Raw genomic sequence first — 22,962 nt, 5'->3', positions numbered from 1 at the left:
AACAAAACCGGGGGCAGTCCCGTCTGCCTTGATCCCGGGCTGGCCAAGCAGCATGGTGAGGTACTCGTATGTCACGTCGCCGAGGCCCTTTACCTCCGTGTAGGCACTTCTGTGGTCCGGGTCGAGTGCATGGAGGTGCGTCGCGCTGCGAACTGGGGGAGTGAGAGAAAGAAAGTTGTCGGCCGCTTGGATGATGCACTCGCTCTTGAAGCGTCCGACGGTTTTACCGTTCCCCATGACCTCCCTTATTCGCTTCTCGCCTAGGTTGCGCAAGCACTCAAGGTCGTTTGCGGCGTCGGGGTAGGCGTCTCGGAATAACTTCGCCCTGCCGAGGACGCCTTTGGCCGGGTGCTTCGTCTTATAGACGGCTCGGATGGAGAACACGGCATCGACGAGAGACAAACCGATTTGGTCAGGCCACCCGCCCGGCCACGCGCTGAAATTCTTTTCGGGAATACTCTTCAATGCCTTCGCTACGGCCGCTATTGCCTGCTGTTCGTCAATTTGCCCCACCTCGCCTTTTTACGGTCAGAATATCCGACACCTTCGGCATAGCCGGATGTCGCCGCAGCCGGCGTGCGGTGACCGTTAGGAGCACGGCGTGACCGCCGGTGCGCGGCCTTCAAATTCGGCTTCGTAGCGTAGCGTTTGGGTTTATCACGGGTATCAGTGGTGTGGGCTGCCACAAGGAATCCCCCCGCCGTCGCCGCGTGCACAAGCGCTTGCACATCTGTGTCGCCGAGGGCGCCGCGTAGCACATCGATCAACTCGTTCACGTAATGGATTCTGGAGTAGTCGCCCGGTAAAGAGTTGCGAACCCTTCCGCGAAGTGTGAGACCAGAATCCGCCCATGAGCGGAGAGCGCGTCTTGTGGGAATTCCGGAACGAAGAATCGATCGCCCAGACCGATGCCGTGGTTGCCGAGCAGTTCAGTCGCCTCAGGAATAGCATCGCCCAGGTAAGGGACAGTGCGGCACGCCGTGTGCAAGGGGCGGTCTCGCGACTGTACATGAGCTGACTCCGCCAACGCGCGAGTCGAACCGGAGCAGGGACAAGGCAAGATCCTGCAGACCTCTCCGGTTGTGTCCGTCGGCGCCGAGCTTTTGTCAGCGACGCGTTAAAGACCACGCCTATACCTTAACGACACTCATAATAACAGTCCACTCGGCCCGAAAATTTACAATCAGTCCTTATGTTTGCGGGGTTTCTGGGCGGACCTTAACAATCGGAAGCCCGTGCTTTCCGCCAGTAAATTAACAATTCGTCTACCCTCAGAGGGACATCCGCGACCGCCCGCGGGAGACAAGCTTGTTTCAGCCGCAGGTTCCGCGGTTCGCAATAGGCGGCCACCTAGACTTCCTTCCATGCGCGTCTTCGACATCGCCTTCGACTACCTTCTCGACACCACGCCTCCGGGAACGGACGCGGACTCCAATAGTCCGCGGCTCAAGGCTGACCATCAGCTGCTCTGGACGAAGGAGCTATGCGGGGGCCAGCTGTTCGAACTGGCGGTCTCGGAAATTCCCAAGGTGCGTCGGAAAAACTACCTGATGTTCGAGCAGACGCCCGACAAATCGATCACGTTCGGCAGTGACGCCATCACGAACTCCTACACCAGGTGGGTGAAGCCCAAGGCCTTGGTCGAGGCTAAGGCCCAGTTGAATGAGGAGCAGAAGCGCCGCTATTTCGACCCGCCGTACACGATCGGCAGCGCCATGATCTGGCCCGTCAGGGGAATACACCTGCCCACCCTCAACACCGCCAGGGGAATGCGAGCAAAGATTGCGGACCGGATGGACCTGACGCTGGAGTGCATCCGGCGCCACTACGCCAAGGAACCAGACAGCCCCCTCGCCGACGTCATCACTAACTATTGGGACTTCTTCGAACTCTTCGGCACGTTCGAGAAGTTCGTGGAGTTCTTCCATTTCCAGGATCTCGTGACGCCGGAGGGGAAGATCGCCTTCTTCCTCGAGGAGGATGACGAGGATAAGGTCTTCACGCGCTCCGGCGTCCCGGTCACAAAAGACGAGTACATCAGGGTTCGGGAAGCCTCGCTGAAGTTCATAGCGTTGCGGGGCAACCGGATGGCCGACTGGGTCTAGGAGAACCACCCCGACATCAAGGTGCGGCGGCAATAACCGGGAATGCCCGGGATGCCTCGCCGCGATAAGTGGGGCCTGGCGGTTCAAGTCCCTATGTGACGCGCCAGGGACGCGTGAACTTCCTAGACTAAACAAGAACCGCTTGGTACACGTCATGGTTGCACTACCTCTGAAGTCTCCGCCAATAGCTGTACCTGCCTTCGTACTTCAGGCAGTTGGTAGATCCTGCCATTCATTTCTGTCTGTGTAACGGCGCTGAAAGCATGGTCCTGTCTGCCTGGTCCTTGGATGCGTCAATGGCCCGGTGGGCTTGCATGTACTAAGTGGCAAAGTAGGCGCCCGAGCCGCGGGTCGAGCATCCTAATGATCGCTCGACCGTCGGGTGGCAGGTGCCGGCGAGCTTGCGACTCCACTCTCATCCTCTATGGCGCCGGAAACAGACGACTCCATTTTTGAAGTTTCAGAGCAATCCTCAAAAAATCGATCCGACCTTGTTCAGCTGGTTTCCTCCGACGTTCCTGGGCATTCGCAGGAGTGGAACGGCGATTCGGACGAGTGCGCGTCCTCATGGTCTGGGTTCCTGAGGTCGGTAACAGGACATTGGAACCCGGCGGATAGCTCCTGAAGATGCTTCTCAATTAGGTCCACTTGGGCGCCGAAGGTTCCTGCTAGCGGGGTGATTAGACCGGCGTCGCTCAGCAGCGTGATCTGTCGACGGACGGTCGACTGCGAAAGTCCCAGGGCACGAGAGGCATGCCCGCAAGACGCTGGACCATGCACGATTAGGAACCGAAGGAGTCGGCTTCGCGTCCGGTTCATCAAGATGTCCTCTGCCACGGAGACCCCCGCCGAATGACTGAGCTGAACGACCTGTAGACGGGTCTACAGGAGAACGATACGCTCATCCGTAAGGGGATGGAAGCAACCCGCAAGCCTTATTGCAGGCGGCGTTCCGCAGAGGAATACTGGCACCAGGGTCGGCGTGAACCATCGCACCAGAAGGGAGGCGGGTCTTGTCTTCTGACCAAGAGGCATTCAGTGCTGGCTCGTCTCCACAGGCAGAGTTGGCGCGACGCCTGAACCTTCTGCTTGATGTTGTGGTTGCCGAGCGAGGTCAGCCGGTCACGTTCCGTGAGGTTCAGCAGAAGCTGCAGAGCAGGGGAATCAAGCTTTCCAGAGCCCGCTGGTTCTACATGAAGGACGGCACGGGGAGACTCGTCAGTGACCCGGCGTTGCTGGGAGCTCTGTGTGAAATCTTCAATGTCGACCCTGGGTATCTGCAGGGAGGCGAGGCCGCTGACCTGCCCGAGCGCATTGATTCACAGCTTGAGTTTGTGAAGTCCCTGCGCGCAGCTCGTGTGAAGACGTTTGCGGCCAGGACTCTTGGTGATGTGTCCCCGGAAACGCTTCGTGTCATCACAGAGTATTTGAACAGGGACATCAGCCGGCGGCCGGAAGGTGAGCAAGCAGCGGCGGGTTCATCGTCAGACGCGGGTGAAGCAGCGGAATAGATCGAACAGGCGCTACCGCCGTCGCAAACGTTGCCACTACTTCTCGAGCAGGTAGCCTAGGTGCGCGTCGAGCAGTTCCTTTATTCGGGCTGCGTTGGCAGAGTACCGGGGCGAGCGCCCGTGCCGGCGCCCAGGTTCGACGTCGACTATCACCACGCCTGCGTCCTCCAGGGCGGTGAGGTGCTTAGCTACGCTCGGTTCGCCGGCGCTGACGGCTGCGACAATGTCGCCTCGCGTCGCCGGTCCATTCGCCGTGAGGAATCGGAGAATCTCGTTCCGCGACCGGTTGCCAAAAGTGGCGACGGCAGCCTCAACGTCAGCCGACCAGGCGGCGTCGTGTGGCTGGGTAATCCGCGGCATAGCCACATTCTTCCCGAAGGTTGACCAAAAAGTAAGAACGGCACCCTTGACGATACTTTAAGTATCTTCGACAATAACTTCTATAGCTTCTACTGGTCGTTGGTGGATCTGCGCATCCACATCCGCGAGTTGCTCTACCCGCGACTCTGCTTACTACTCGATCTGAACAAAAGCGGTGAAGTCGTGGAACTCGACGCCAAAGCAAATAAACCCATCCGGGAACCAGTTAAGACCATCACTGTCGACGTCTCATTGCTAAACCCTCCTGCGGCAGGGGAGTGCAATATCCCGATCGACCGCATCATGAGCGCGGTCAACAGTGTTCAGGGTTACGTGGTTTCCCGTCTTACGCGGATTGGGCGCATGTGCGATGTGGACGACCTCATGCAGGATATCCGGGTCGCCGTATGGGACGGCGTGACGAAGGGGCGCTACCGGGAGTTGCCCGGCATTCCGTTCGAAGCCTGGGTCCAAGGTGTCTGCAACAAGATCTGCGCGGCACACGTCCGGCGCGAACTTAGTCATCAGACTTTGCCGCTGCTCATGGATTTCACGACGGCGGAACCCTCACCTGAAGTGCTTGCTGTCGTCAGCGCCGGGTTGGGTTGGGACAGCACGGAGAAGTATGTCGATCACGCCTGGGCTCAGGCCATGCTTGGCCTGGTGCAAAAAAACGTGAGGGAGGATACCTGGCAATTGGCTGTCTCAAGCTTAGTCGGGCCAAGGCATTACGGGCCGCCCTCGCCAAGGGACAGGAGGCGCTGGCATGCCGTTACCGTCGTGCGGCAGACCGCCATGACTATCAATGCTGCTTTGAACTGCCACCCCGAGCCGGGGGTCAGCATGGAAGGTCTTTGCCGGTGCGCTGCGGATTGCCTTCCCACGGCTGTTCTGAGAAGAGTCGCGGAGACCATAGTCCGTCCAGGGTTGCGCGGCCTGCCTAGGTCTGTGCAGATGGCGGCGCTGGCGACGGAGCTTGGTGTCACTGAGCGGTATGTCGCCGTGAATATCGGTTTCGCGCGGCAGTTGTACCGGACAGCTTGGCGCGTGCTCCAGCACGAGGGCAACAGGCAGACTGCATAAGTCATGGTTGGCCGGGGACTGCGTGCACTCCTTCCGGTGGGCCGTCAGCGCTCGTTCGTTGCCGGACTCTTCGTTGTGTTGCTGATAGGCGGCCTTGTCATCCTGTTCCGGCCGGTCGGTAGGTCCGCTGCGGCGCCGGTCCCAAGCCCGACACCAAGCATGCCTCCAGCGTCAGTACCTTCCGGGACGCCCGCAGCAACGGGCGCGCCCTCTGCTCTCCCTGGCGAAACCAATGTGGCCGCACTGGCCTCGCCTGTTGATCTTTCGCCAACGCGCGACTTCCGTGCGCTCGCTTTAGAGGCAGCAAGGGGAATCTACACCTGGGACAGCCGCTCGTCGTCGTATTCGGATGTGTATGCACGGGTGCGCTCGTGGTGGGAGTTGCTTCCCGATGGATCCAACCCCTTATCGGTGTTAGTCAAAGAGTTCGAGGCCACTGGTGTGACTGCCACTTCCTTCGCGAGCCTTGGACGGGAGTCGGCGCGCCGGACCGGCACAGCGCAATCTGTTCGCTGCGATCTTGAGTTGGCCAAAGTTCAGGAATTCCCACCTCCCTGGGTAGGCCTTCATGTGTGCACTGTGATCGTGCAAGTGGTCGATGAGACGAGCAGGGACCAAAACGCTTATTCCGCACCTATAACGGTGATGCTGAACTGCCCGCCTGCGATTACAGCTCCGGCTGACCGCTGCGTCATGGTGGCCTTCTATGCGACCGCAGACCGGATCGTCTACTGATGCTCGGTCCTATGGCCGTGGCCGGTCTGGTTAAAAGGCGGGCACTCCTCAAGGGTGTCGCTGCCGCTTCGACTGTCCTTGTGCTTCTCGGCCTGATGGCGTTCGTCGCGGGTGTGGCTCTACTTGCTGGTCTGAGAAGGGAGCCAACTGTCGCTTGTGTTCCGGCTGATGCCGCATCTATCAGCACGGGTACGGGGACTGGCGGTGGCCTGGAGGTCCGCGATGGCAGCCAGGTCCTATACGAGCTGAACTCGCGACAGGAAAGCGTGGCGCGCGCGTACGTCGGGGTCGGCAAACAGCTCGGCGTACCCCGGTCGGGACAGATCATTGCCATCATGATGGCAATGCAGGAGTCGGGATTGCGCGTACTCGCAAACCCCAGCGTGCCGGCTTCCCTGGGCTTTCCGAATGACGGCGTCGGCAGTGACCATGACTCGATAGGATCGGCCCAACAGCGTCCCGGGGCGGGCTGGGGGAGTGTCGAGCAGCTAATGAACGCTTTCTACAACGCCCGCGCCTTCTATGGCGGCCCACTGGGACCAAACCGAGGAAGTCCTCGAGGGCTGCTCGACATACCGGGGTGGCAGGCAATGGACAAAGGCCTGGCTGCCCAGGCGGTCCAGGTATCTGCTTTCCCCGAGCTCTATGCGCGTTGGGAACGGGCAGCGACAGCCGTCGTTGCGGCCTTGGAAACAGACACATCGCCGGCTCTTTGCTCATCGTCACCGCCCGTAGAGCGGTCTGGGGCCCCTTGGCAAAATCTAAGTCAGCTCCGCCAGGACATCCTACGGTTCACGCAGGAAGGTCTAGGCGGACGGTATGTGTGGGGCGGTACTGCATTTAAGGCATGGGACTGTTCAGGTTACGTGCAATGGATCTACCGTCAGGCCGGTATCGAACTGCCCCGGGTAGAGCAGTGGCGTGTTGGGGTACAAACGGACACCCCGAAGCCGGGGGATTTGGTGGTTCAGAATCCGCAGGGACCGAACAACTGGGGGCACGTTGGCATCTACGCCGGCAACGGCATGATGTGGAGTGCCTTGAACCCTGCCGTGGGCACATTACTGCACCCAATCAGCTGGAATTCTGGCACCGCCTATTTTGATCTGCTTCCGCGCTGACTGCTCCTGTCGCGATTGGTGGGGCATCTGGCGTCAGACCCACCTCCCCTCACTGAGCGGTGTGACTGCAGGTTACGAGGTGGGTGCCCGCCTCTGGCCCCCAAAACTTTCGGAGTGTGGTCGATGAGACCCGCTTCCGGGACACCGACCACTGCGAGATCCCAACCGATCTACCATGCCTATATAGAGGAGCATGGAGAGGTGACGTGGTGACGGAGATCGCCTACTCATGAGACCAGTACCTTGATCAAGGATGGCAGGGGGACACCTGCTGCTCACAAAGGCGCAGATGGCGCTGTCACTCGCCGACTTTGCCCGTGGGGCTAAGGAAGACGGTGCGTAGCCGGTTCGCGGGTTACCGACATGGAATTGGCCTTTGATATCGCCATGGACTGTCTCGAGCTCAGACTTGGGAGCGATCGTGGACGAGGTGGGCTGGAAGACCGAGGCCGGCCCAAGCAGGCAACCGAGGCCCGCGCCGCCTTGATATCGGAGCCCTACGACGGCACGGGCGCCGCGACAAATAGGTGCCCGTCGAATTCGTTCGGCTGCACCACCGCATCCCGAATCAGTCGACGAACTGAGAGCAGCCTTCGCAGAGAAGCGGAGCCTGCAGTGGCAAAGAAAATCAGGCCTGCCTGACGGCAACGGGCTGATCATGATGGTCCGAGTCTACTCCACCGCAGGAACCCGCCGGCGTGTGGCGGTCGGAGGATTCCGAGCGTAGCGCCCCTGGCCGTTCAAGGTGCAGTACAGGGTTGCCGGCGGACGCCGAATTCCCGACTGCTTAGGGATGACTTCTGGTCCAATCGCAAGCTCGCGTCAGCGCCGGTCTGGATTGCCCCCGAGTGCCGTCAGACGCTCTTGCTCGCGACGGATCGCGATGGCGGCCGCGACAGTGGCCCCGGAGCGAATGGCCTCCGGCGGGATCGGCCGCAACGCGATGGCTTTAGCGGCGGCCTCGGAAGAAGCCTGCCCCTTTTTACCTTTGCGCTCCATGGGATCAATTCTAAATGTGGTCACTGCTACGCGCTGAGGCGTTCACGCTTCGGATCATCCACGCATGTCCCTCTCGCGTGCTAGTGGCTTGATCTGCCACCCGCGGATAGGGCGGCCCGTCGGGCCGCTTGCGGGAACTGTCCTTCCCACGATCTGGCTCGGAGCAAGTCGGTGTAGTGACATTTGCCGTTGGGTCCCTGATAAGTGCGCTTATCGGGGCATGGAGGAAGACCGCCCTCGCGTGACGCGGTGAGGGAAAAACAACCGCCGCACCGTCCCGGATAAGATCACGGGGAGGTAGTGCGAAGAGAAATCTAAGACCTGATCAGACTCTGATCGATTCGCCGCTCACCATGACCCGCCCTGGATGCCAGCCGCCTTTTTCCCGGTTCTTCAAGCCCCATCCGAACGTCCGTACCTTCGCGTGACGCGACGCTCTTGCCGAACCGGGCCCCAATGGGACAATCAGGAGAATGACGACGGCACTCCCTGAACTCTGGACCGACTGGTGCACCGTCGCAGGTGTACCCGATTTTCGGCTCGACGAGCCGACGCTCACGCTGTTCTCGCGGCAGGCGGATCCGCCAAAAGCTGTGCTCGCATCACTGCGCCGGCTGCTCGCCCCCGAACCCCAGACTGCCCCGGCCTGGCCGCGCCGGCGCCGGGACGACCCCAATTCCCTTCAGCGGCTGATCCAGCGCGCGACGGCGATCATCCAGCACCCGGACACCCACTGGGTCTTCCGGCTGCGGCTGCGCCGGATGCTCTTCGCTGCGGTTCTGCTGGCACCGCCCTCCCACGGAGGCCTCGGGCTGGACAGGTCAGGTGCGCTGAGACTGCCGCCGGACGCAATGAACCGGGTGCGCGGGCAGATCGGCGTCACCCCGGAACCGGATGCCTGTCCGGCGTGCGTCACCTGGTCGTGGCTCGATGTGCTCGGCACCAACTACGGATGGTCGCACGGTTCCGTCCGGGCCCTGGGGCACCGCCGCGACGAAGAAGGACCTGCGCACCGGCACCTGCGGCCAGACCCCAATCCGGACTGGCACCTCTGCGTCGGCATGCTGCCCGCCGTCGATCGCTGGGGGTGGATCGACCCCTACCACTCCATGCACCCGTCCTCGCTGTCGGCTGTCATCAGTGCCGCTGCCCTGCTGCTCGACGGTCCGGAGCCCGCACCTGGGCCGGGGCCTGCTGCGGCTGCGATGCAGGCCAGCCTCCGGCGGCAGATGTCGCGCGAGGAGGAAGAGCAGGTCCTCAAGCGCGCCGACGAACTGACCGCGCGTGTCGAGGCGATCCTTCGCGAGTTCGATAACGGCCGATAAAATCGTGTGCATGGGATTCGACTGGGAGCAGCTCCTCGGGACCAGGGGCGCAGGCATCTCGGACGCCTACGAACAGATCACCTCCGACGCGCTGTACCAGGACCACCCGAGCGCAGCTCCGCCCTCGGGCACCGAAGACCCGGGCGATGCGGTCGTCCAGCTGCCGTTCGACGAGATCTGATCCCGGACTCCCTCGCCCGAATGCCTGTTTAGGGACATAACCGCATTCCAGAGCGCATGCACACTTAAGTGCGCGGTCCTCCGGGGGTATGTCCTTAAGTAATTATGTGATGTGTTCCCTGTAATTACGGGCATTTCTCACCATGCGGAGCAGTGCTCTTCGGGTAGACAGAGCCCTTTCCGAGCTCCTGCCCGGCGCTCGTCATGCACGACGTGCGACCTCAAAGCTGGGATGACGACTCAGCGACATCGCCGCGCACTTCGGACTCGCAGAGGAGCCAGAAGATGGGTAGTCAATTACCCGACTGCGATTCCTAATCCTCAGCGTCAGGATCGTCACCCGATGCCAGCTTCTGCCGCAGGTAGTCGATATAGTCCGTACGGAGCACGTGCCGGGCTCGCGGGCGCTTCCCGCCGTTGATGTCCCGGACGTACTGCGCCAGCCGCTCCGGATTCTTGCCGGCCCACCCTTGAGCAAGGGCCCAGCCCTGCATGGCGTCGGCGTCCATCGGGATTCTGGCGTCGCGCAGCGCCAGGAGTACGCCGACCACCTGATCCTTCTCAAAGCCGGCCGATATCGTGTTGTTGTGGTTCACCGTAAGCGTCAGGCTTCTCAGAGCCTCCATGACGATCGGGTCGAGTTCGGCGGAGGGAGGCTTCCAGTCCGAGCCGTCGCCAAGAATGTCCGGTTTCATCGCCGTGACCCACGAGCGGATTCGGTCGGCGTTCCAAGTGATGACGCAGATGGCGCGGATCCCGTGGCCGTAGCGCACCAGCTTCCCGATGTCGTCCATGTCCGGCCAAGCCATCAGCACGGTACCGGTACCTTGTGGCGTCCCGCCACCACGACCGGTGATATGCGACACGTTGCTGTGTCGCTGCACGAGGCGCTCCAAGGCGTCGCAGTTGCCGAGGTTCGACTGTAGTGCCGTCCAGACAGAGAGCGTGTCATCCGTCTGCATCTGTTCGACGCACCAGTCGATCGCCGCGCTGATGCCCTCGTCATCGTAGCTCGCTACGGCTGTTGGGTACTCGGTGTCTCGGTCAAACATGTGTCCCCCTAATAGTGTCGTCAGGCTTAACGCTAACTAGGAGGTCCGACAAGAACAGCGGTGTCACGCGTAGATGAAGCAGGCAGGACTCGCCGCCAAGAAGGCTCCGTATCTTCAGATGCGCGGCGGCCACGGTCTGCCCGGTTAGCGTTTCGAAGGCGATGTGATCGTGGACCGTCAACGAATCGTCGCTTGAGGCGACAGACAGCTCGGCGACCTCAAAGGTACAACCAACTCAAGGGCCGCCCACAGGGCCGACGCCTCATGGTCGTCGATGGACTCGGCCTTGAGCCGCCTCCAGCCATCCATGGAGGCGTTGTACGGGACTACGTCTTCCCACGGCACTTGAGCCGGGAACGAGGGACGTTCTCTTCCCTGCCCGGTGGATGGCCGTGCAAGTGACGGATGTCGACCCGGAATCTTCGACCCTCCTGGTGCACCGCCACGATGTGCACCCGCTCGGACGGCGCATCGTCACGCAGCCTGTAGGCCCACTCTTCCCTTGGGCTGGGGCTACGTGAAACATCAGCTTTTGGTTCCATTGCCGCTCATTATCCGTCCACCCCCGGCTGCTGTCTCCTAGCAGATCCGTGCCCGCAGGGACAGGGGCCGGATCAGCCGTTGCCCAGCCTGCCCTAAAGCCTTGGGGGAGGGTGTTGATGGGCACTGTTTCTGCGGTTCTTCCGGCCGTGCGCTTGGGGCATCGACCTGGTGATAGCGCTTACCGCTCTGCTTTCGACCGTGAAGCATGTGACTTAGCGCCCAATACCTGTGCTGGTGGGGAGATTTCCCCCAAGTCAGGTCGCCGGAGATCAGACAGCGAATGAAAATTGCGCTGGGCGTAGAAGCCCCTACACTCCTGCAGGACGAACGAGCAGCCGTGTTCCTCACCTCCCCTCCCAATCTGCGGTAGGTCCACAGCTCCGGGATTGCGTCATGCCAAGGAATGTCCGAGCTGACGGATAGAGTAGCCACATCTGAGCAAGGAGGAGCCGCATGGCGCTGACTACATCTCTGGCGGGGCGCGTCCGGAATACGAGCCTGCCGAAGAGCCATGCGCTCCTGCCTCTCCTGGAGGCTGTCGTCAACGGCGTCCAGGCCCTTGACGCGCGCTTCGGCGACGCAATCGAGCGGGGGCGTCTGACGGTCAAGGTCCGGCGCAGCCCGCAGGACGATCTGGGCTTCGGCTCAGCCGGTCCCGGCCGTGCGCTGAATCCGATCGTCGGCTTCAGCATCGAGGACAACGGTGTCGGCTTCACCCCGGAGAACATGGCCTCATTCGAAACCTTGGACAGCGACTACAAGGCTGGGATCGGTTGCCGTGGCGTCGGACGTCTGCTCTGGCTCAAGGCATTCGACAGGGTCTCGATCCGCAGCGCCTACGAAGACGGTGCAGCAGGGATGCTCCGTGGACGTCAGTTCAGATTCTCCATCGAGCGGGAGGTAGAGCATGTCGAGGACCCGGATGGATTCGAGGACACCGGCACGGTAGTGCTCTTGGACGGATTCAAGGATGCGTTTCAGCGAAACGCGCCGAAGACCGTCGACGCCATCGCCCGGGAAGTGTTCGAGCACTGCATCTGGTACTTCCTCCGGCCGGGCGGTGCGCCGGAGGTCACGATCGTCGAAGACGATGAGGCCGTGTCGCTCAAGGAGTTGATGGACGACTTCGTGTACTCCGAGATGCCGACGACCACGATCGACGTCAAGGGCGAGAAGTTCGACATGGTCAATCTGTGCCTCAAGTCGTCCACACGGAACCCTGCGCCGAAGCTCTATTGGTGTGCCGCGAGCCGCGTGGTCCTGGAGGAGAACATCACAAGCAAGGTACCCGGGCTCTACGGCAGGCTCAAGGACGAGACATCCGCCGAGTTCACGTACGTTTGCTATCTGTCCTCCGATTACCTTGATGCTCATGTTCGCTCGGATCGAACTGCCTTCGACATCAGTGAACGGGTCGCGGGCACGCCTCTGGTGGACGATATTTCGCTGGACGATATCCGCGCTGGGGTGCTGCAAGAAGTGGAGAAAATCCTCGCCGCTCCGCTCACCGCAGCCCGTAAAGAGGGCGCGGCCCGGGTCAACGACTTCGTGAGCAATCGTGCGCCGCGGTACAGGCCAGTTCTGACTCGACTTGAGTCACTGGGCGTTACAGTCGACCCATCCATAAAGGATCAGGACCTGGAGCTTCTTCTCCACAGAAACCTGCAGAAACTCGAAGCCGACGCCATCGCCGAGGGCCAGGTTGTGTTCGCTGAAGTTGGCTCCGTGCCTATGGAGAACTACGAGGAACGCCTCACCCACTACCTTGACACGGTTACTGAGATCAACCAGTCAGACTTGGCCGCGTACGTGTTTCGACGGCGTACGATCCTCGACATCCTCGCCCGCCTGATCAGGTCCGACGAACAGGGCAAATACAGGAGAGAGGACGTTATCCACTCGCTGCTTATCCCTATGCGGACCACCTCGAACGAGATCGGGACCGACGCCTCAAACCTGTGGATTATCGATGAGCGGCTTGCGTTTCACGACTACCTCGCCTCTGACAAAACGCTCAAGAGCATGCCGATCACCGGGTCCGATTCCATGAAGGAACCGGATGTGATCGCGACTCGGCTTGTTGACACTCCGGTACTTGCGGCAGAGGGGGAGAAGCTCCCGCTGCCGTCGATTGTCGTGATTGAAATCAAGCGGCCGATGCGCAACGACGCTTCGGAGGACAAAGACCCGATCCAGCAGTGCCTGGACTACGTCAAACGTGTACGCGCCGGCGGGGTTAAGACAGCATCCGGACGCCCGATCCCTGAGACACCGGAGCTGCCCGCGTTCTGCTACGTCGTCGCAGATCTTACGCCGACGATGATCGACCGGTGCAAGTATGCGGGCCTGCGCCCGACCCACGACGGCCTCGGTTATTTCGGCTTCAACGAACCGTATAAGGCTTACATCGAGGTCATGAACTTTGACCGGCTCGTCAACGCGGCCACTGAACGGAACAGGGCATTCTTCGACAAGCTGGGCTTGCCCTCTAGCTAGCGCGCACGTTTTCGTATCGTCCCAGTCCGCGCAACTGATTTGGCCATTGTCGCCGAGGTGCTCCCGGTGCAAGGCAGAAGAAAATTCCCCACGTGCGCATCGTGGAGAGGCATGGGGGATATGGTGCCAACCTGTTAGCCGAACGAGAAACCATCAGCTGGAACTGCGCAGGACCTGGCTTTTGTTCAAAGCTACGTTTTCGGGATGATGTCCGGCCTGTTCCTAGACTTGGGTGACGCTGTGGACGAGCATTGAATAATGAGCGTCGGCGAGACTGCCCCGGTCGACGACCAGACACGTGAAACCGGAAAACTGCTGAAGCGAGTACCTGGGCGGGCGCGGCCCCAGAAGGAGGCGCTCCGGGAGTTCGAGAAGGCTGTGGCCGAGCTACGGCAGCGGTACCAGCCGGTGTTCTGGCCTCTCTTCGTCCCAGAACCCAAGGACATGTTTCGCTGGCGCGTCCAGTTGGAGTGCGGATGTACACGCGAGGTCTACACGCGCGGAGAGGACAAGTATCCGGACGATCGCAGCTACCTCGACCTCATCACCCGATGCAGGCTTCCCTCAGGAGAGTACTGGTGCACGACCGACCACGGGCGTACCCAGAAGCCATATCGCGACATCGTCGAGTGGGTTGATCGGAAGGTCACGGAGTTCCCGGCTGATCCCGAGGAACCGGAGTACGACTGGATGGATGCTGAAGACTGGGCGAAGATTCGGAAACCCGAGCCGCACTCGTCGGCGTTTTGGCGGGTCAAGCTCGCCTGCGGGCACTACGCGCAGGTCTGCACCGACGTGGACTGGAAGCCTGAGAACGGGCCCAGGCTGGTGTCCGAGGAGCGCATAGAGGAGATCCGCCGCGACTTCGAGGAAAGCTGGGCCGCGGAAGGGCACACTGGTTGGCCACACGAGGGCCCCGAGCGAGACCACATCCGGAAGATGATCGACCTGCGCTGGCCGCGCCCCGAACCAGAGAGAGACTGCTTCACGTGTACGCACGTCCGGCGGATCACTGGCTACCAGCGGATCGGCTGGCTAGTCTCGAAGACGAGTCCGGCACCGGCCCCGTCGCCAAACATCGACCGGAAGAAGATTGCGGCCCGACTTGCCGCGGCCGAGGCCGAGGTCCAGCGGCTGCGTAAGCAACTCGATAACCCAGACGATGCCTGAATCCGCATTCTGATCCCCATCGTCGCTGCTGGATCGGATCCTAGCTTCCACAACGCTCACGTGGCCGCTTTCCACGACGATGCCGCAGTTGTTACGGCACGGCCTGCTTGCGCTGCTCCAGTCGTTTTCGCTGGCCGTACCGTGTCATGCCCCGAGGCTTGTAGATGGCCAGGACGGTTGTCAGAAGCAACACCAGGAGGCCACCGCCGGTGTGCAGCAGGGTAGAGGGAAAGCCCAAGCCGGACATCGCCTGGTTTGCCGCCATGCCCGCTACTGTGCTGATCGTCTGGGTGTACAGCACCAGCACGACGGTCGCGATGAGCGTGAGGACGAGCTTGAAGAGCACCCAGTAATGCCGGAACAGACCCCACACCGTTCCGAGCGCGAGAATGAGGCCGGTCAGCAGGGAGGCGAAGGCCAGCGGAACGAGCAGGGACCAAACGGACGCCTGCAGGGCCAGCCAGAGGACGCGTCCCAGCTGAGGGTCCGGCCCGGGCAGGGCCGCAATGTCGAGGACGACGAAAACAGCGACAGCTCCGGTCCAGCCTACTGAGGACATGACATGCAGGGTCAGCACAAATTTCCGGGTCGCGGATGTCAGGAGCATCGGAGGCTCACATCTGGCCGCCGTCATGGCGGAACGCGGGCGGGTCAGGCTGGCTTTGCACAGCAGCGGGGGGTGAGACGGGTGCGGCAATGCCGAATCCGTGTCTGGCGGGGCCGTGCTGACCCCCGGTGAGCAGCATGACGGCAATGACGACAAGGATCAGGATGCCCGCAACGATCGCGGAGACTTTGACCCAGCGGGGCGGACCGGTCAGAGTCTCTCTGTCGCGTTCTGTGCCCATTTCTGGGCGGTTTCGCTCGTTTGTCATGTCGTTTCTCCCGTGCAGTCGTTAGCCATAGCGGCCGCTTCTTATAAGACAGTATGTATCGTACCCGTCAAGATGTCCAAGGCGCGACGAAGCGTATAATTCAGGAATGCCGAAACTCTGGAACCAGACCATCGAGACGCACCGGAGCGCGGTCCGGGCCGCCATCCTGGACACCACAGCTGCTTTGGTGGGGGAGCAGGGGCTGGCCTCGGTGACGATGTCGCAGATTGCCCAGTCAGCCGGGATCGGGCGGGCTACTCTGTACAAGTATTTTCCCGATGTTGACGCCATTCTCGACGCCTGGCACGAGCGCCAGGTCCAGGCACACCTGGAACAACTGGCCCACGTCCGGCACAGCGCCGACGGCCCTGAGCGGCAGCTCGAAGCCGTTCTCCAGACCTACGCCATGATTTCCTACTCGCGCCATGGCGGGGCAGAGGCGGCGCGGCTGCACCAGGGCCAACATGTGAGCCGCGCTCAGCAGCACCTCAACGACTTCCTCGCTGACCTGCTGCGCGAGGGCGCAGAGGCGGGGGTCTTCCGTGACGATGTCGCTCCCGACGAGCTCGCCGGGTACTGCCTGCACGCCTTGGAGGCGGCAGCCGGGCTGACCTCCCGCGAAGCCGCCCACCGGCTTGTTAGAGTCACGATGAGTGGACTGCGGCCACCGGCGGGAACACCGCATCTCCGGCCGGAGGAGATCGGCTAGCAGATAGATCAGCCAGCCGGCAGCGGGCGGCGGCCCGGTGTCTCACCCCACCGCAGTCAGGAGTGCGGCGCAGGCGTCTTCGCAGCGGCGGCAGACCTCGGCGCAGATCCTGCAGTGTTCGTGCATGCCGGCGTGCTGCTCGCACTCTTCGGCGCAGGCGGCGCAGGCGGCCCGGCAGGCTTCAAGCAACGCACTCGTAATGGCTGTATTGGTGGAGGTTTGGCGGGTCAGGATGTTGCCGGTAGCGGCGCAAATGTCGGAGCAGTCCAGATCCATGCGGATACAGGCTGCAAGGTCGGCGACCATCTTTTCGCCCAGGCAGGCGTCAGCGCAGGCCGTGCAGGCCTGCGCACATTCAAAGCAGGCTCCGATGCACTCGGCCAGCTTGTCCTGATCAAGAGTGCCGACCCCCTTAGGGTGGGCACCGAGCATCGCACTGATGTGATGAGTCATGATGCAGCTCCTGTCACTGCGGCCGGGCCATTGCCGGCCGTCACGCCCCACCCTAGACCCGCCGCGGTCACGCCGTCAGCCTCTCTCGCTGGCACCACCAGGCGACAGGCGTTCTAGCGAAGGATCAACTTGGCCAGCACGACGAAGAGTCCAGGCAGGAAGAGCACCAGGCGAAGGAACGATCCGACTGCTTCGGCGGCCCTGACCTGTTCCGGCTCTGCCGGCACCGCGGTGTCGTACAGTGCTGCTGCGATCCGAAGCTGGTAGCTCAGGACCTCCTGGCGGAAGATGAACCACACGACGGCGAGGACCATCATGGCAAAGCCGAGTTCCACGGTGATGCCGGACACCGCGGAGGGCGAGGTGCCGATTCCGTAGACCACGGCGATGTAAAGACCGGCCGCGGCCACGGCCACGCAGCTTGCAAGTCCCCAGCGGTGGCGCACCCCTTTAGCTGCTGTCTGGTCCTGCCGGTTCGCCCCGGCGCGCGGTCGGTCGGCCGCGGTCCGGATGCCGCCTCTGGTCAGGGCAATCCCCGCTGCGATGGCGGCCGCAACGATGGCCACACCGAACAGGAGCAGGAACGGGTCACGCATGGTCAGGCCCTCCTGTCCCGGCTGCCCTGGGGCCGGGCATCGGACGGCTTCCTGGGAGGCAGCTAGGATCTGCGCTTTCAGTGCCATGTGGTGCGCCCATGCTCGTAGACATCGCGGCTGCGCAGCGCTGCCTGGCGGGAGACTTCGGCGAGGCGGACGCGTCCCGCCGCCCGGTACAGGTCACTGGCCCATTCGAACTCGGCGGCGGCATCCCCGTACCGTGCCTCGTCGAAAAGGCGTCTGCCGATGTGGTGGCGGACCAGAGCCTCTCTGGTGCCCGTGGCCGCCAACCGCAGCGCTTCCTCCTGCAGTCGGGCGACGTCTCCCCACCGGTACCGGCGTTGGTGGGCATGGGCGAGGACCAGCAGCGGTTTAAAGCAGTCTTCAGAGCTCTCCAGCAGCTGGTGGCCCTCTTCCAGGGCCTCCTCGTGCCGGTCCAGCAGTGACAGAATCCACACACGCTCCAGCATGGGGCAGTCCCCGAGCCGGGCTTCCACAGCGTCCCGGTCCACGATGACATCGCGCAACGTGGCGGGATCTGTGCGCCAAATATCGCCGCCCGCCGTCACTCCACCATGCCTACGGTCCCGGGAGCGGCCGGACTCTGGGCTGTCCGGTGCCACATCATCCGTTGGCCCCTCCGGTGCAGGGAGCACCGGGTTCCGGTGCCTTGGGTGACTGGGCATAGGCGGCGATGAAGGCCGTAAGGCGGGAGTCGCTGGCTTCCTGCACCGCCAGTTGCGCGCCCCAGGCTGTCGCCGTGACGGGCGCTTTCTGTTCCTTGTCGGGGCTGAGCAGGACATAGGGCTTCCCTTGGGCCAGATCGGTGAGCTCGGTGACCTCGGCGGCCGGCAGGGCAGGGTTATAGGTCAGCCATACGGCGCCGTGTTCCAGGGAATGGACGGCGCGTTGTTCACTGATGGGTTCGGGGTAGACGCCGCAGTTCGTCCACGTGGCTGAGTGGTTCCCTCCCACGCCCGGCTGCTGGGGGTATGTGACGGCACCCTGGACATGATCGCTGGATAGCCCAGTGAAAGTCTGCAGACCTTCGATGGGTTTTTTGGCTGCCTCAGCGGCGGCCTTCCGTTCCCGAATGGAGCCGGTGACGGCAACGGCGACGACGACGATAGCAGCCAGCACCAAGCCGAAGCTGCCGTAAAGGAGGATGCTCCATCGGCGCTGTTTGGCTTTTTGCTTGGCCCGGACAGCGGCAACGATCGCCTGATGTTCTGCACGTCGTTCTCTGGCGTTGCTCATGCGGATGCTCCTTTGCGATGCTGGGCGGAATCCTCCGAATTATCGGCGTCCGCCTTGCCGACGGAAGAACGGGGACGTGACCTGAGGCGCTGGAAGAAATCTGTTGATGCCGAGGATTGCATGGGGATCCGTCATTTGATGTAGGAGAAGAGGGCCATCATGCCCCGTTCTGCGTGGTAGGCGTTGTGGCAGTGCGCGAGCCATTGGCCGGGGTTGTCGGCGTCAAAGATGACGGTGACGGTCTGCTTGGGCAGGACAATGACAGTGTCTTTACGGGCCCAGTCGAGGCCGACCTGGAAGGTATGCCCATGGAGGAGGTGCATGGGGTGCCACATGTCGCTGTCGTTAATGAATTTGACCTAAACTCCGTTCCCCCGTCCTGACGTTGAAGGGCTTGTCGAAGGGCTTTTTCATATCGAAGCGGTGCCCGTTGATATCTGCCTTCATGCCCTCGAAGCGGCCGCCGGTCTGACATCGCCGGAGGCCGTTCACCGGCTGGTCAAAGTGACCTTGGCCGGGCTCCGCCCGGTGCCCTGAGCAGGAAACGTTTCCTTGGGACCTGCGCCTGTCGGCAGCCCGGGACCGGCCGCCGCGGTCCACCCCGGGGCTGTCAGTCTGGGCTCCGATCAAAAGTGCCACAGGCGCACCGGTACATCAGCACGCCCCCAGATAGCTCAGGGGCGTGACTGACCAATGCCTCCGGGAAGAGAAGTGCAGGCATTTTGTCGGCTGGGACCAGACGCATAGGCTCACCGCAATGCATGTGGGTGATCAGCATTCGCCGCAGTTGCGGGTCGTCGACTGTGCTCCCGGACGGGGCAGCTATCCCGGCCAGGGTGCTGCCGGCGGGTGGGATGGACCCTTGACTCGGGGCTGAGGACTGCCTGGGTTTCATTTATTCCTTTCGACGGACGATGGCGCCACGGTCGAAGAGATCCGTGGCGCTGGTCGCGCCCATACGCGGATTAACGATTCGACTGGCATTTTCATCCCCTGGATGCTCCGGTGGCAGTGCTCAGGGACGCATTGGGGTTGCCTTAAGTCCGGGATGCTGCAGGGCAGGCCTTCCCGCGGGTGCCGGAAGGCGTTGGATCTCCGGTCACCGTTGGGTAGGGCCCTGGGGCAGGGTCAGCCGAGCGAGCTGAGAAGGTCGTTGCATGCCTTTTCGCAACGGCGGCATGCCTCGGCACAGAGCCGGCAGTGTTCATGCATGCCTGCGTGTTGTTCGCATTCCTCGGCGCAGGCTTTGCACGCTGTGGCACAGGCCTGGAGCACCGCGCGGGTGACGTTGGCATCAAAGGCGGTGTGGCGGGAGAGGACGTTTGCCGTGACCGCGCAGATGTCTGCACAGTCAAGATCGGTGCGGATGCATTTGGTCAACTCGGCGACCATGTCTTCGCCGAGGCAGGCATCAGCGCAGGCGGTACAGGCCTGTGAGCAGTCAAAGCACGCTGCAATGCATTCGGCGAGCATGTGCTGATCGATGCCGCCAAGATCCTTCGGGTAGGCATCGAGCATCTTGTGGGTGCTTCCGTGTGTCATTTCTTTCTCTCTTTCCAATACTGAACGGGAGGAACCTGGTGCGGAGACCGGCTGATGTTTCTGATGTGCCGGCTGTTTGGCTGATGTTCTCTCTCGGGCCTCCTTCTGATCGCTGAAGGCAGGACCCAAAGGGCGGCCGCACGCGGTGTTTACGCCAGCCCGGTCGAAGGGTGCCACTTGCAGGCCCTATGGCCTGGCGTTCGCGCGGCCGGACGTGGAGAACGTGCCCTTTTATGTCCGACTGACAGACAGTTGAGTTAGGGTTAGCGCCTGCCGGCTCAGCGGTGCTTGGGGCCTGTTAGCGATGTGGGATGCCGGGGGCCGGGCGCGCGGACCCGCGAAATCAGGGAGGAGCACTCCGGGCCTTGGCTGCGCCGCGTCGGTCACAGCAACGGGCCACGACCGTGGACTGACTGACCGGGTGTCTCCGGCCTCGTGGCACCCGCTGCGCGGGACCCCGCGGAGCACGTCGGAGGCGGATTGGGCTCCGACCGGCGTCACTCTGTCCGAACGTCCCCGAGGATTCTCCTGTCCCCCGGGGATCAAAGTCTGGCGCTGGCGCTGTGCGGCGGAGTAAGGGCTAGGGTCGGACACCCCCACCACGTGGGCCTGCCCATTACAGAAGGCAACTGGCCCGGCCACTAGGAGGACGATCACGAGGCAGGAAAGGACAGCCCGCAGCGCCGCAAGCCTGCGGACCAGCAGTGGAGGCGTCGAACGTTGAAGGGCCATCTGGTCTCTCCTGGGGGCAAGTCTCGCCCAGCGTATCCTTCCGGTGCCCCGCCAGTCACCATCCCTGCCCCCTTAAGCCCGGAGCGCCTTTGATAACGGATTTGTAACCTACGCCGACGCTTCGCTAGAGTCGTACCAACACATACCCCCAACGGGTATGGATGTGACCGCTTCGCCAAACCCCGCCGGCGGTCCGTGATCCTGATCTTTCTCAGGCGGGGGCGGAGGACCCACATACGGTGTGCCATGGTGCACCTTGGGGTGAAGCCGACCCTGTGACCACGCGTCCCAATCGCGTCCTGCAGGGCAGCCGGACAGTCCACTCGTCCGAATCCGACAGCTAACTTCGCCGGCGCCGAGAGGACCGCTATCTTGTCTGCCCAGCCAAAACACGGCCGTCGCCGCGCACTTCCGGCCGCTGCCTCAGCACGCCGCCCGCCGTTCTTCCGTGAACCCACGTTCCGGCTCCGCAGCCAGCAGTTCGGCCTAACAGCAGCCGTCACGGGAATGATCGCCCTCACTGCCCTGTCCGCGGCGCAGGCAGACCCCGGCAGCCGCGCTGCGGCCCAGCCCCGGCCAGCCGCCGTGGCAGCCCCGGCCCCGGAAACGGCGGTCACGGCAGCAGCCGACACTGTCCTCACATTTGACCGCCCGGAGGTGACCTCCCAGCCAGCGCCTGCGCCCGCTGCGCCGGCGCAGCCCGCAGGGGCGGTCAAAGCACCCGAGGTCGCCCACGCCCCGGCATCCCCTTCCAAGGGGTTGCGTGCCCCGCTCGCGTCGATTAACGTCAGCTCCCCCTTCGGCTTCAGAACCAGCCCGATCACCGGGGCCGCCGCGGAGCTGCACACCGGAATCGATTTGACCGGTGCGTGCACGACGGCGGTCTTCGCCGCCGGTTCCGGCGCCGTCACCGAGGCCGGCTGGAGTCCGTACGGCAGCGGCAACCGGATCGTCGTCGATCACGGCAACGGACTGAAGACCACCTACAACCACCTGTCCACTATCGGTGTCTCGGTCGGGCAGTCCGTGGCTCAGGGCCAGCAGATTGCAGGGGTAGGCACAACCGGTGCCTCCACCGGCTGCCACCTTCACTTCGAGGTCATGGTCAACGGCCAGACCGTCGACCCGGCTGCCTTCATCTAAGAGGTAGATGGCTGCGCTGACTGCTGTGAAAAGCGGCAGCCGCGCAATGAAGCGGTACAGTAGCGGGTGCGTCCTGCACCCTGTTTCTCTGCGGTCCTGACGGACCGCGCTCAGCGGGCTCGGGCGGATTACGCACGAGGGCCATCTGCGGGCGCCCACACAACGAGCCGGACAAAGGACTATACAGTGCAAATCCCAATTGTTGCCGCGGGTCTTTACGCCTTGGCTACGACGCCGGCCCCGGCTCCAGGCAACGAGGGTCTGAGGCCAGGGCTGGACGCGGATCAGGTAACTCCCGGATTCCTGGGTTTCGCGATGACGGCGTTCATGGTCATCGGAGTTGTCCTGCTCATGGTTTCCATGACCAGACGAATCCGGCGTGTACGTTACCGAGCGCAGTTCGAGCAAGGAAGCGAACCCGTTTCGGAAGAAACGGATGATGCCCGCAGCCAGCCTGGGGTCAACGAAACCGAGGCGACCAACGGAAGCGGACCGGGCGGTGAGGGCCCCGGACGGGGATGAGCCCGCGGCTCCCGCGGCAGGCCGTGTCGCCCAGGTACCCGGTTGGGTGGTTCCTCGCTCAGCACATGGCCGTGAAGGCCATGGCGGGCGTAGCCCCGGCCGGGGGAACTGAGTGCCTGTTGGTGCTTGGCCTCACTTTGCCGTAGTGACGATCAGGACAAGACGGCCAGCATGATGTCTGCGCCCAGAATCAGGGTGCACACCACAATGGTCAGTGTTCGCCCCCGCCGTGTGCGGGACTCCACCCGCAACGGGAAGAGCAACTGCCGGCCCAGGGTGTAGACCATGATGGAGCCGACGAAGACCAGCCCGGGAATGCTCGGTGGCCCTGCCAGCGTCACGGCCAGCGTTCCGAGGCCGATCAGCAATGACAGAAACGCCTCATAGAGCTGGACAGGGTACCTAAGCCGTCCTACCCGACGGTCCGAGGACCAGGGACTGCCCCCGGTTTTG

The 22,962-nt window shown here is 62.6% G+C and carries 26 protein-coding genes and 1 riboswitch; of the genes, 12 read left to right on the top strand and 14 right to left on the bottom strand.

Annotated features, from left to right (window positions below; all coding sequences use genetic code 11):
- Positions 1–513, bottom strand: a 513-nt coding sequence (locus tag DC347_RS19635; protein ID WP_133247115.1) for a hypothetical protein, incomplete at its 3' end; no start/stop codon positions are given.
- A gap of 337 nt (positions 514–850) precedes the next feature.
- On the opposite strand from DC347_RS19635, the gene DC347_RS21760 reads away from it, so the two are divergent.
- The gene (locus tag DC347_RS21760) at positions 851–1,018 is read left to right on the top strand and encodes a hypothetical protein (protein WP_165838089.1); all 168 of its coding nucleotides are present in this window, start codon (positions 851–853) and stop codon (positions 1,016–1,018) included.
- A 346-nt stretch (positions 1,019–1,364) separates the two neighbouring features.
- A complete protein-coding gene (locus DC347_RS19630) occupies positions 1,365–2,105 on the top strand; it encodes a hypothetical protein (protein ID WP_109864170.1) in 741 nt (246 codons plus the stop codon).
- A gap of 495 nt (positions 2,106–2,600) precedes the next feature.
- On the opposite strand, the gene DC347_RS22200 is transcribed toward DC347_RS19630, so the two are convergent.
- Positions 2,601–2,924 (bottom strand): helix-turn-helix domain-containing protein, encoded by a 324-nt coding sequence (locus tag DC347_RS22200; protein ID WP_109864169.1) that lies wholly within the window; start codon positions 2,922–2,924, stop codon positions 2,601–2,603.
- A gap of 194 nt (positions 2,925–3,118) precedes the next feature.
- Between DC347_RS22200 and DC347_RS19620 the strand changes: the two genes are divergently transcribed.
- A complete protein-coding gene (locus DC347_RS19620; protein ID WP_109864168.1) occupies positions 3,119–3,616 on the top strand; it encodes a hypothetical protein in 498 nt (165 codons plus the stop codon).
- Between the two features lie 36 nt (positions 3,617–3,652).
- On the opposite strand, the gene DC347_RS19615 is transcribed toward DC347_RS19620, so the two are convergent.
- Complete coding sequence (locus DC347_RS19615) at positions 3,653–3,976, bottom strand: helix-turn-helix transcriptional regulator (protein WP_109864167.1); 324 nt, start codon at positions 3,974–3,976, stop codon at positions 3,653–3,655.
- 102 nt (positions 3,977–4,078) lie between these two features.
- On the opposite strand from DC347_RS19615, the gene DC347_RS19610 reads away from it, so the two are divergent.
- The 3 genes from DC347_RS19610 to DC347_RS22030 all read left to right on the top strand — a co-directional run bounded on the left by DC347_RS19610 (position 4,079) and on the right by DC347_RS22030 (position 6,915).
- Positions 4,079–5,059 (top strand): hypothetical protein, encoded by a 981-nt coding sequence (locus tag DC347_RS19610; protein ID WP_109864166.1) that lies wholly within the window; start codon positions 4,079–4,081, stop codon positions 5,057–5,059.
- Positions 5,060–5,293: 234 nt separating this feature from the next.
- Entirely contained in the window at positions 5,294–5,794 is a 501-nt protein-coding gene (locus DC347_RS21555; protein WP_133247113.1) for a hypothetical protein, read from the top strand.
- A 266-nt stretch (positions 5,795–6,060) separates the two neighbouring features.
- Positions 6,061–6,915 carry a C40 family peptidase gene (locus tag DC347_RS22030; RefSeq protein ID WP_133247112.1) on the top strand — a complete coding sequence of 285 codons (855 nt, stop codon included), beginning with the start codon at positions 6,061–6,063 and terminating at the stop codon, positions 6,913–6,915.
- An 822-nt stretch (positions 6,916–7,737) separates the two neighbouring features.
- Here the strand turns inward: DC347_RS22030 and DC347_RS21755 are convergent.
- Positions 7,738–7,914 carry a hypothetical protein gene (locus DC347_RS21755; protein WP_165838088.1) on the bottom strand — a complete coding sequence of 59 codons (177 nt, stop codon included), beginning with the start codon at positions 7,912–7,914 and terminating at the stop codon, positions 7,738–7,740.
- Between the two features lie 473 nt (positions 7,915–8,387).
- Here DC347_RS21755 and DC347_RS19600 point away from each other — a divergent pair, with 473 nt between their 5' ends.
- Positions 8,388–9,239, top strand: a complete 852-nt coding sequence (locus DC347_RS19600; protein WP_109864164.1) for a hypothetical protein — start codon at positions 8,388–8,390, stop codon at positions 9,237–9,239.
- A gap of 10 nt (positions 9,240–9,249) precedes the next feature.
- The gene (locus DC347_RS21750; protein WP_165838087.1) at positions 9,250–9,420 is read left to right on the top strand and encodes a hypothetical protein; all 171 of its coding nucleotides are present in this window, start codon (positions 9,250–9,252) and stop codon (positions 9,418–9,420) included.
- A gap of 313 nt (positions 9,421–9,733) precedes the next feature.
- On the opposite strand, the gene DC347_RS21745 is transcribed toward DC347_RS21750, so the two are convergent.
- Positions 9,734–10,471 (bottom strand): hypothetical protein, encoded by a 738-nt coding sequence (locus DC347_RS21745; protein ID WP_165838086.1) that lies wholly within the window; start codon positions 10,469–10,471, stop codon positions 9,734–9,736.
- Positions 10,472–11,467: 996 nt separating this feature from the next.
- Here DC347_RS21745 and DC347_RS19590 point away from each other — a divergent pair.
- Positions 11,468–13,510 carry an ATP-binding protein gene (locus tag DC347_RS19590; protein ID WP_109864163.1) on the top strand — a complete coding sequence of 681 codons (2,043 nt, stop codon included), beginning with the start codon at positions 11,468–11,470 and terminating at the stop codon, positions 13,508–13,510.
- 258 nt (positions 13,511–13,768) lie between these two features.
- The gene (locus tag DC347_RS19585; RefSeq protein ID WP_109864162.1) at positions 13,769–14,680 is read left to right on the top strand and encodes a hypothetical protein; all 912 of its coding nucleotides are present in this window, start codon (positions 13,769–13,771) and stop codon (positions 14,678–14,680) included.
- Between the two features lie 91 nt (positions 14,681–14,771).
- Here DC347_RS19585 and DC347_RS19580 read toward each other — a convergent pair whose 3' ends face one another.
- Positions 14,772–15,239, bottom strand: a complete 468-nt coding sequence (locus DC347_RS19580) for a DUF2269 domain-containing protein (protein ID WP_240617873.1) — start codon at positions 15,237–15,239, stop codon at positions 14,772–14,774.
- 55 nt (positions 15,240–15,294) lie between these two features.
- Positions 15,295–15,555 (bottom strand): hypothetical protein, encoded by a 261-nt coding sequence (locus tag DC347_RS19575; RefSeq protein WP_109864160.1) that lies wholly within the window; start codon positions 15,553–15,555, stop codon positions 15,295–15,297.
- Positions 15,556–15,661: 106 nt separating this feature from the next.
- Between DC347_RS19575 and DC347_RS19570 the strand changes: the two genes are divergently transcribed.
- Positions 15,662–16,264 (top strand): TetR/AcrR family transcriptional regulator, encoded by a 603-nt coding sequence (locus tag DC347_RS19570; RefSeq protein ID WP_109864159.1) that lies wholly within the window; start codon positions 15,662–15,664, stop codon positions 16,262–16,264.
- Positions 16,265–16,306: 42 nt separating this feature from the next.
- On the opposite strand, the gene DC347_RS19565 is transcribed toward DC347_RS19570, so the two are convergent.
- The 6 genes from DC347_RS19565 to DC347_RS19540 form a co-directional block, all read right to left on the bottom strand.
- Entirely contained in the window at positions 16,307–16,717 is a 411-nt protein-coding gene (locus DC347_RS19565) for a four-helix bundle copper-binding protein (protein ID WP_109864158.1), read from the bottom strand.
- Positions 16,718–16,830: 113 nt separating this feature from the next.
- Positions 16,831–17,313, bottom strand: a complete 483-nt coding sequence (locus tag DC347_RS19560; RefSeq protein ID WP_109864157.1) for a hypothetical protein — start codon at positions 17,311–17,313, stop codon at positions 16,831–16,833.
- A 77-nt stretch (positions 17,314–17,390) separates the two neighbouring features.
- A complete protein-coding gene (locus DC347_RS19555) occupies positions 17,391–17,882 on the bottom strand; it encodes a hypothetical protein (protein WP_240617872.1) in 492 nt (163 codons plus the stop codon).
- A 55-nt stretch (positions 17,883–17,937) separates the two neighbouring features.
- A complete protein-coding gene (locus tag DC347_RS19550; protein WP_109864156.1) occupies positions 17,938–18,570 on the bottom strand; it encodes a DUF3105 domain-containing protein in 633 nt (210 codons plus the stop codon).
- Positions 18,571–18,701: 131 nt separating this feature from the next.
- Entirely contained in the window at positions 18,702–18,905 is a 204-nt protein-coding gene (locus tag DC347_RS19545) for a multicopper oxidase domain-containing protein (protein WP_240617871.1), read from the bottom strand.
- 793 nt (positions 18,906–19,698) lie between these two features.
- Entirely contained in the window at positions 19,699–20,112 is a 414-nt protein-coding gene (locus DC347_RS19540) for a four-helix bundle copper-binding protein (protein WP_109864155.1), read from the bottom strand.
- Positions 20,113–21,007: 895 nt separating this feature from the next.
- A riboswitch (cyclic di-AMP (ydaO/yuaA leader) is annotated at positions 21,008–21,211 on the top strand.
- 5 nt (positions 21,212–21,216) lie between these two features.
- Here DC347_RS19540 and DC347_RS19535 point away from each other — a divergent pair.
- Positions 21,217–21,987: a M23 family metallopeptidase gene (locus DC347_RS19535; RefSeq protein WP_240617870.1), complete on the top strand. Its 771-nt coding sequence runs from the start codon at positions 21,217–21,219 to the stop codon at positions 21,985–21,987.
- A gap of 674 nt (positions 21,988–22,661) precedes the next feature.
- Here the strand turns inward: DC347_RS19535 and DC347_RS19525 are convergent.
- Positions 22,662–22,962, bottom strand: a 301-nt coding sequence (locus DC347_RS19525) for a hypothetical protein (protein WP_206073971.1), incomplete at its 5' end; no start/stop codon positions are given.

Origin of the sequence: Pseudarthrobacter sp. AG30 (genome assembly GCF_003116525.1) — a bacterium.
GTDB lineage: Bacteria > Actinomycetota > Actinomycetes > Actinomycetales > Micrococcaceae > Arthrobacter.
This window is presented reverse-complemented; position numbering and strand designations above follow the sequence as displayed.

Excerpts from the sequence above, each read along its gene's own strand:
- DC347_RS21760 (WP_165838089.1), top strand. The coding sequence starts at position 851 with ATGAGCGGAGAGCGCGTCTTGTGGGAATTCCGGAACGAAGAATCGATC.
- DC347_RS19630 (WP_109864170.1), top strand. The coding sequence starts at position 1,365 with ATGCGCGTCTTCGACATCGCCTTCGACTACCTTCTCGACACCACGCCT.
- DC347_RS22200 (WP_109864169.1), bottom strand. The coding sequence starts at position 2,924 with ATGAACCGGACGCGAAGCCGACTCCTTCGGTTCCTAATCGTGCATGGT.
- DC347_RS19615 (WP_109864167.1), bottom strand. The coding sequence starts at position 3,976 with ATGCCGCGGATTACCCAGCCACACGACGCCGCCTGGTCGGCTGACGTT.
- DC347_RS21755 (WP_165838088.1), bottom strand. The coding sequence starts at position 7,914 with ATGGAGCGCAAAGGTAAAAAGGGGCAGGCTTCTTCCGAGGCCGCCGCT.
- DC347_RS19600 (WP_109864164.1), top strand. The coding sequence starts at position 8,388 with ATGACGACGGCACTCCCTGAACTCTGGACCGACTGGTGCACCGTCGCA.
- DC347_RS21750 (WP_165838087.1), top strand. The coding sequence starts at position 9,250 with ATGGGATTCGACTGGGAGCAGCTCCTCGGGACCAGGGGCGCAGGCATC.
- DC347_RS21745 (WP_165838086.1), bottom strand. The coding sequence starts at position 10,471 with ATGTTTGACCGAGACACCGAGTACCCAACAGCCGTAGCGAGCTACGAT.
- DC347_RS19590 (WP_109864163.1), top strand. The coding sequence starts at position 11,468 with ATGGCGCTGACTACATCTCTGGCGGGGCGCGTCCGGAATACGAGCCTG.
- DC347_RS19585 (WP_109864162.1), top strand. The coding sequence starts at position 13,769 with ATGAGCGTCGGCGAGACTGCCCCGGTCGACGACCAGACACGTGAAACC.
- DC347_RS19580 (WP_240617873.1), bottom strand. The coding sequence starts at position 15,239 with ATGTCCTCAGTAGGCTGGACCGGAGCTGTCGCTGTTTTCGTCGTCCTC.
- DC347_RS19575 (WP_109864160.1), bottom strand. The coding sequence starts at position 15,555 with ATGACAAACGAGCGAAACCGCCCAGAAATGGGCACAGAACGCGACAGA.
- DC347_RS19570 (WP_109864159.1), top strand. The coding sequence starts at position 15,662 with ATGCCGAAACTCTGGAACCAGACCATCGAGACGCACCGGAGCGCGGTC.
- DC347_RS19565 (WP_109864158.1), bottom strand. The coding sequence starts at position 16,717 with ATGACTCATCACATCAGTGCGATGCTCGGTGCCCACCCTAAGGGGGTC.
- DC347_RS19560 (WP_109864157.1), bottom strand. The coding sequence starts at position 17,313 with ATGCGTGACCCGTTCCTGCTCCTGTTCGGTGTGGCCATCGTTGCGGCC.
- DC347_RS19550 (WP_109864156.1), bottom strand. The coding sequence starts at position 18,570 with ATGAGCAACGCCAGAGAACGACGTGCAGAACATCAGGCGATCGTTGCC.
- DC347_RS19545 (WP_240617871.1), bottom strand. The coding sequence starts at position 18,905 with ATGTGGCACCCCATGCACCTCCTCCATGGGCATACCTTCCAGGTCGGC.
- DC347_RS19540 (WP_109864155.1), bottom strand. The coding sequence starts at position 20,112 with ATGACACACGGAAGCACCCACAAGATGCTCGATGCCTACCCGAAGGAT.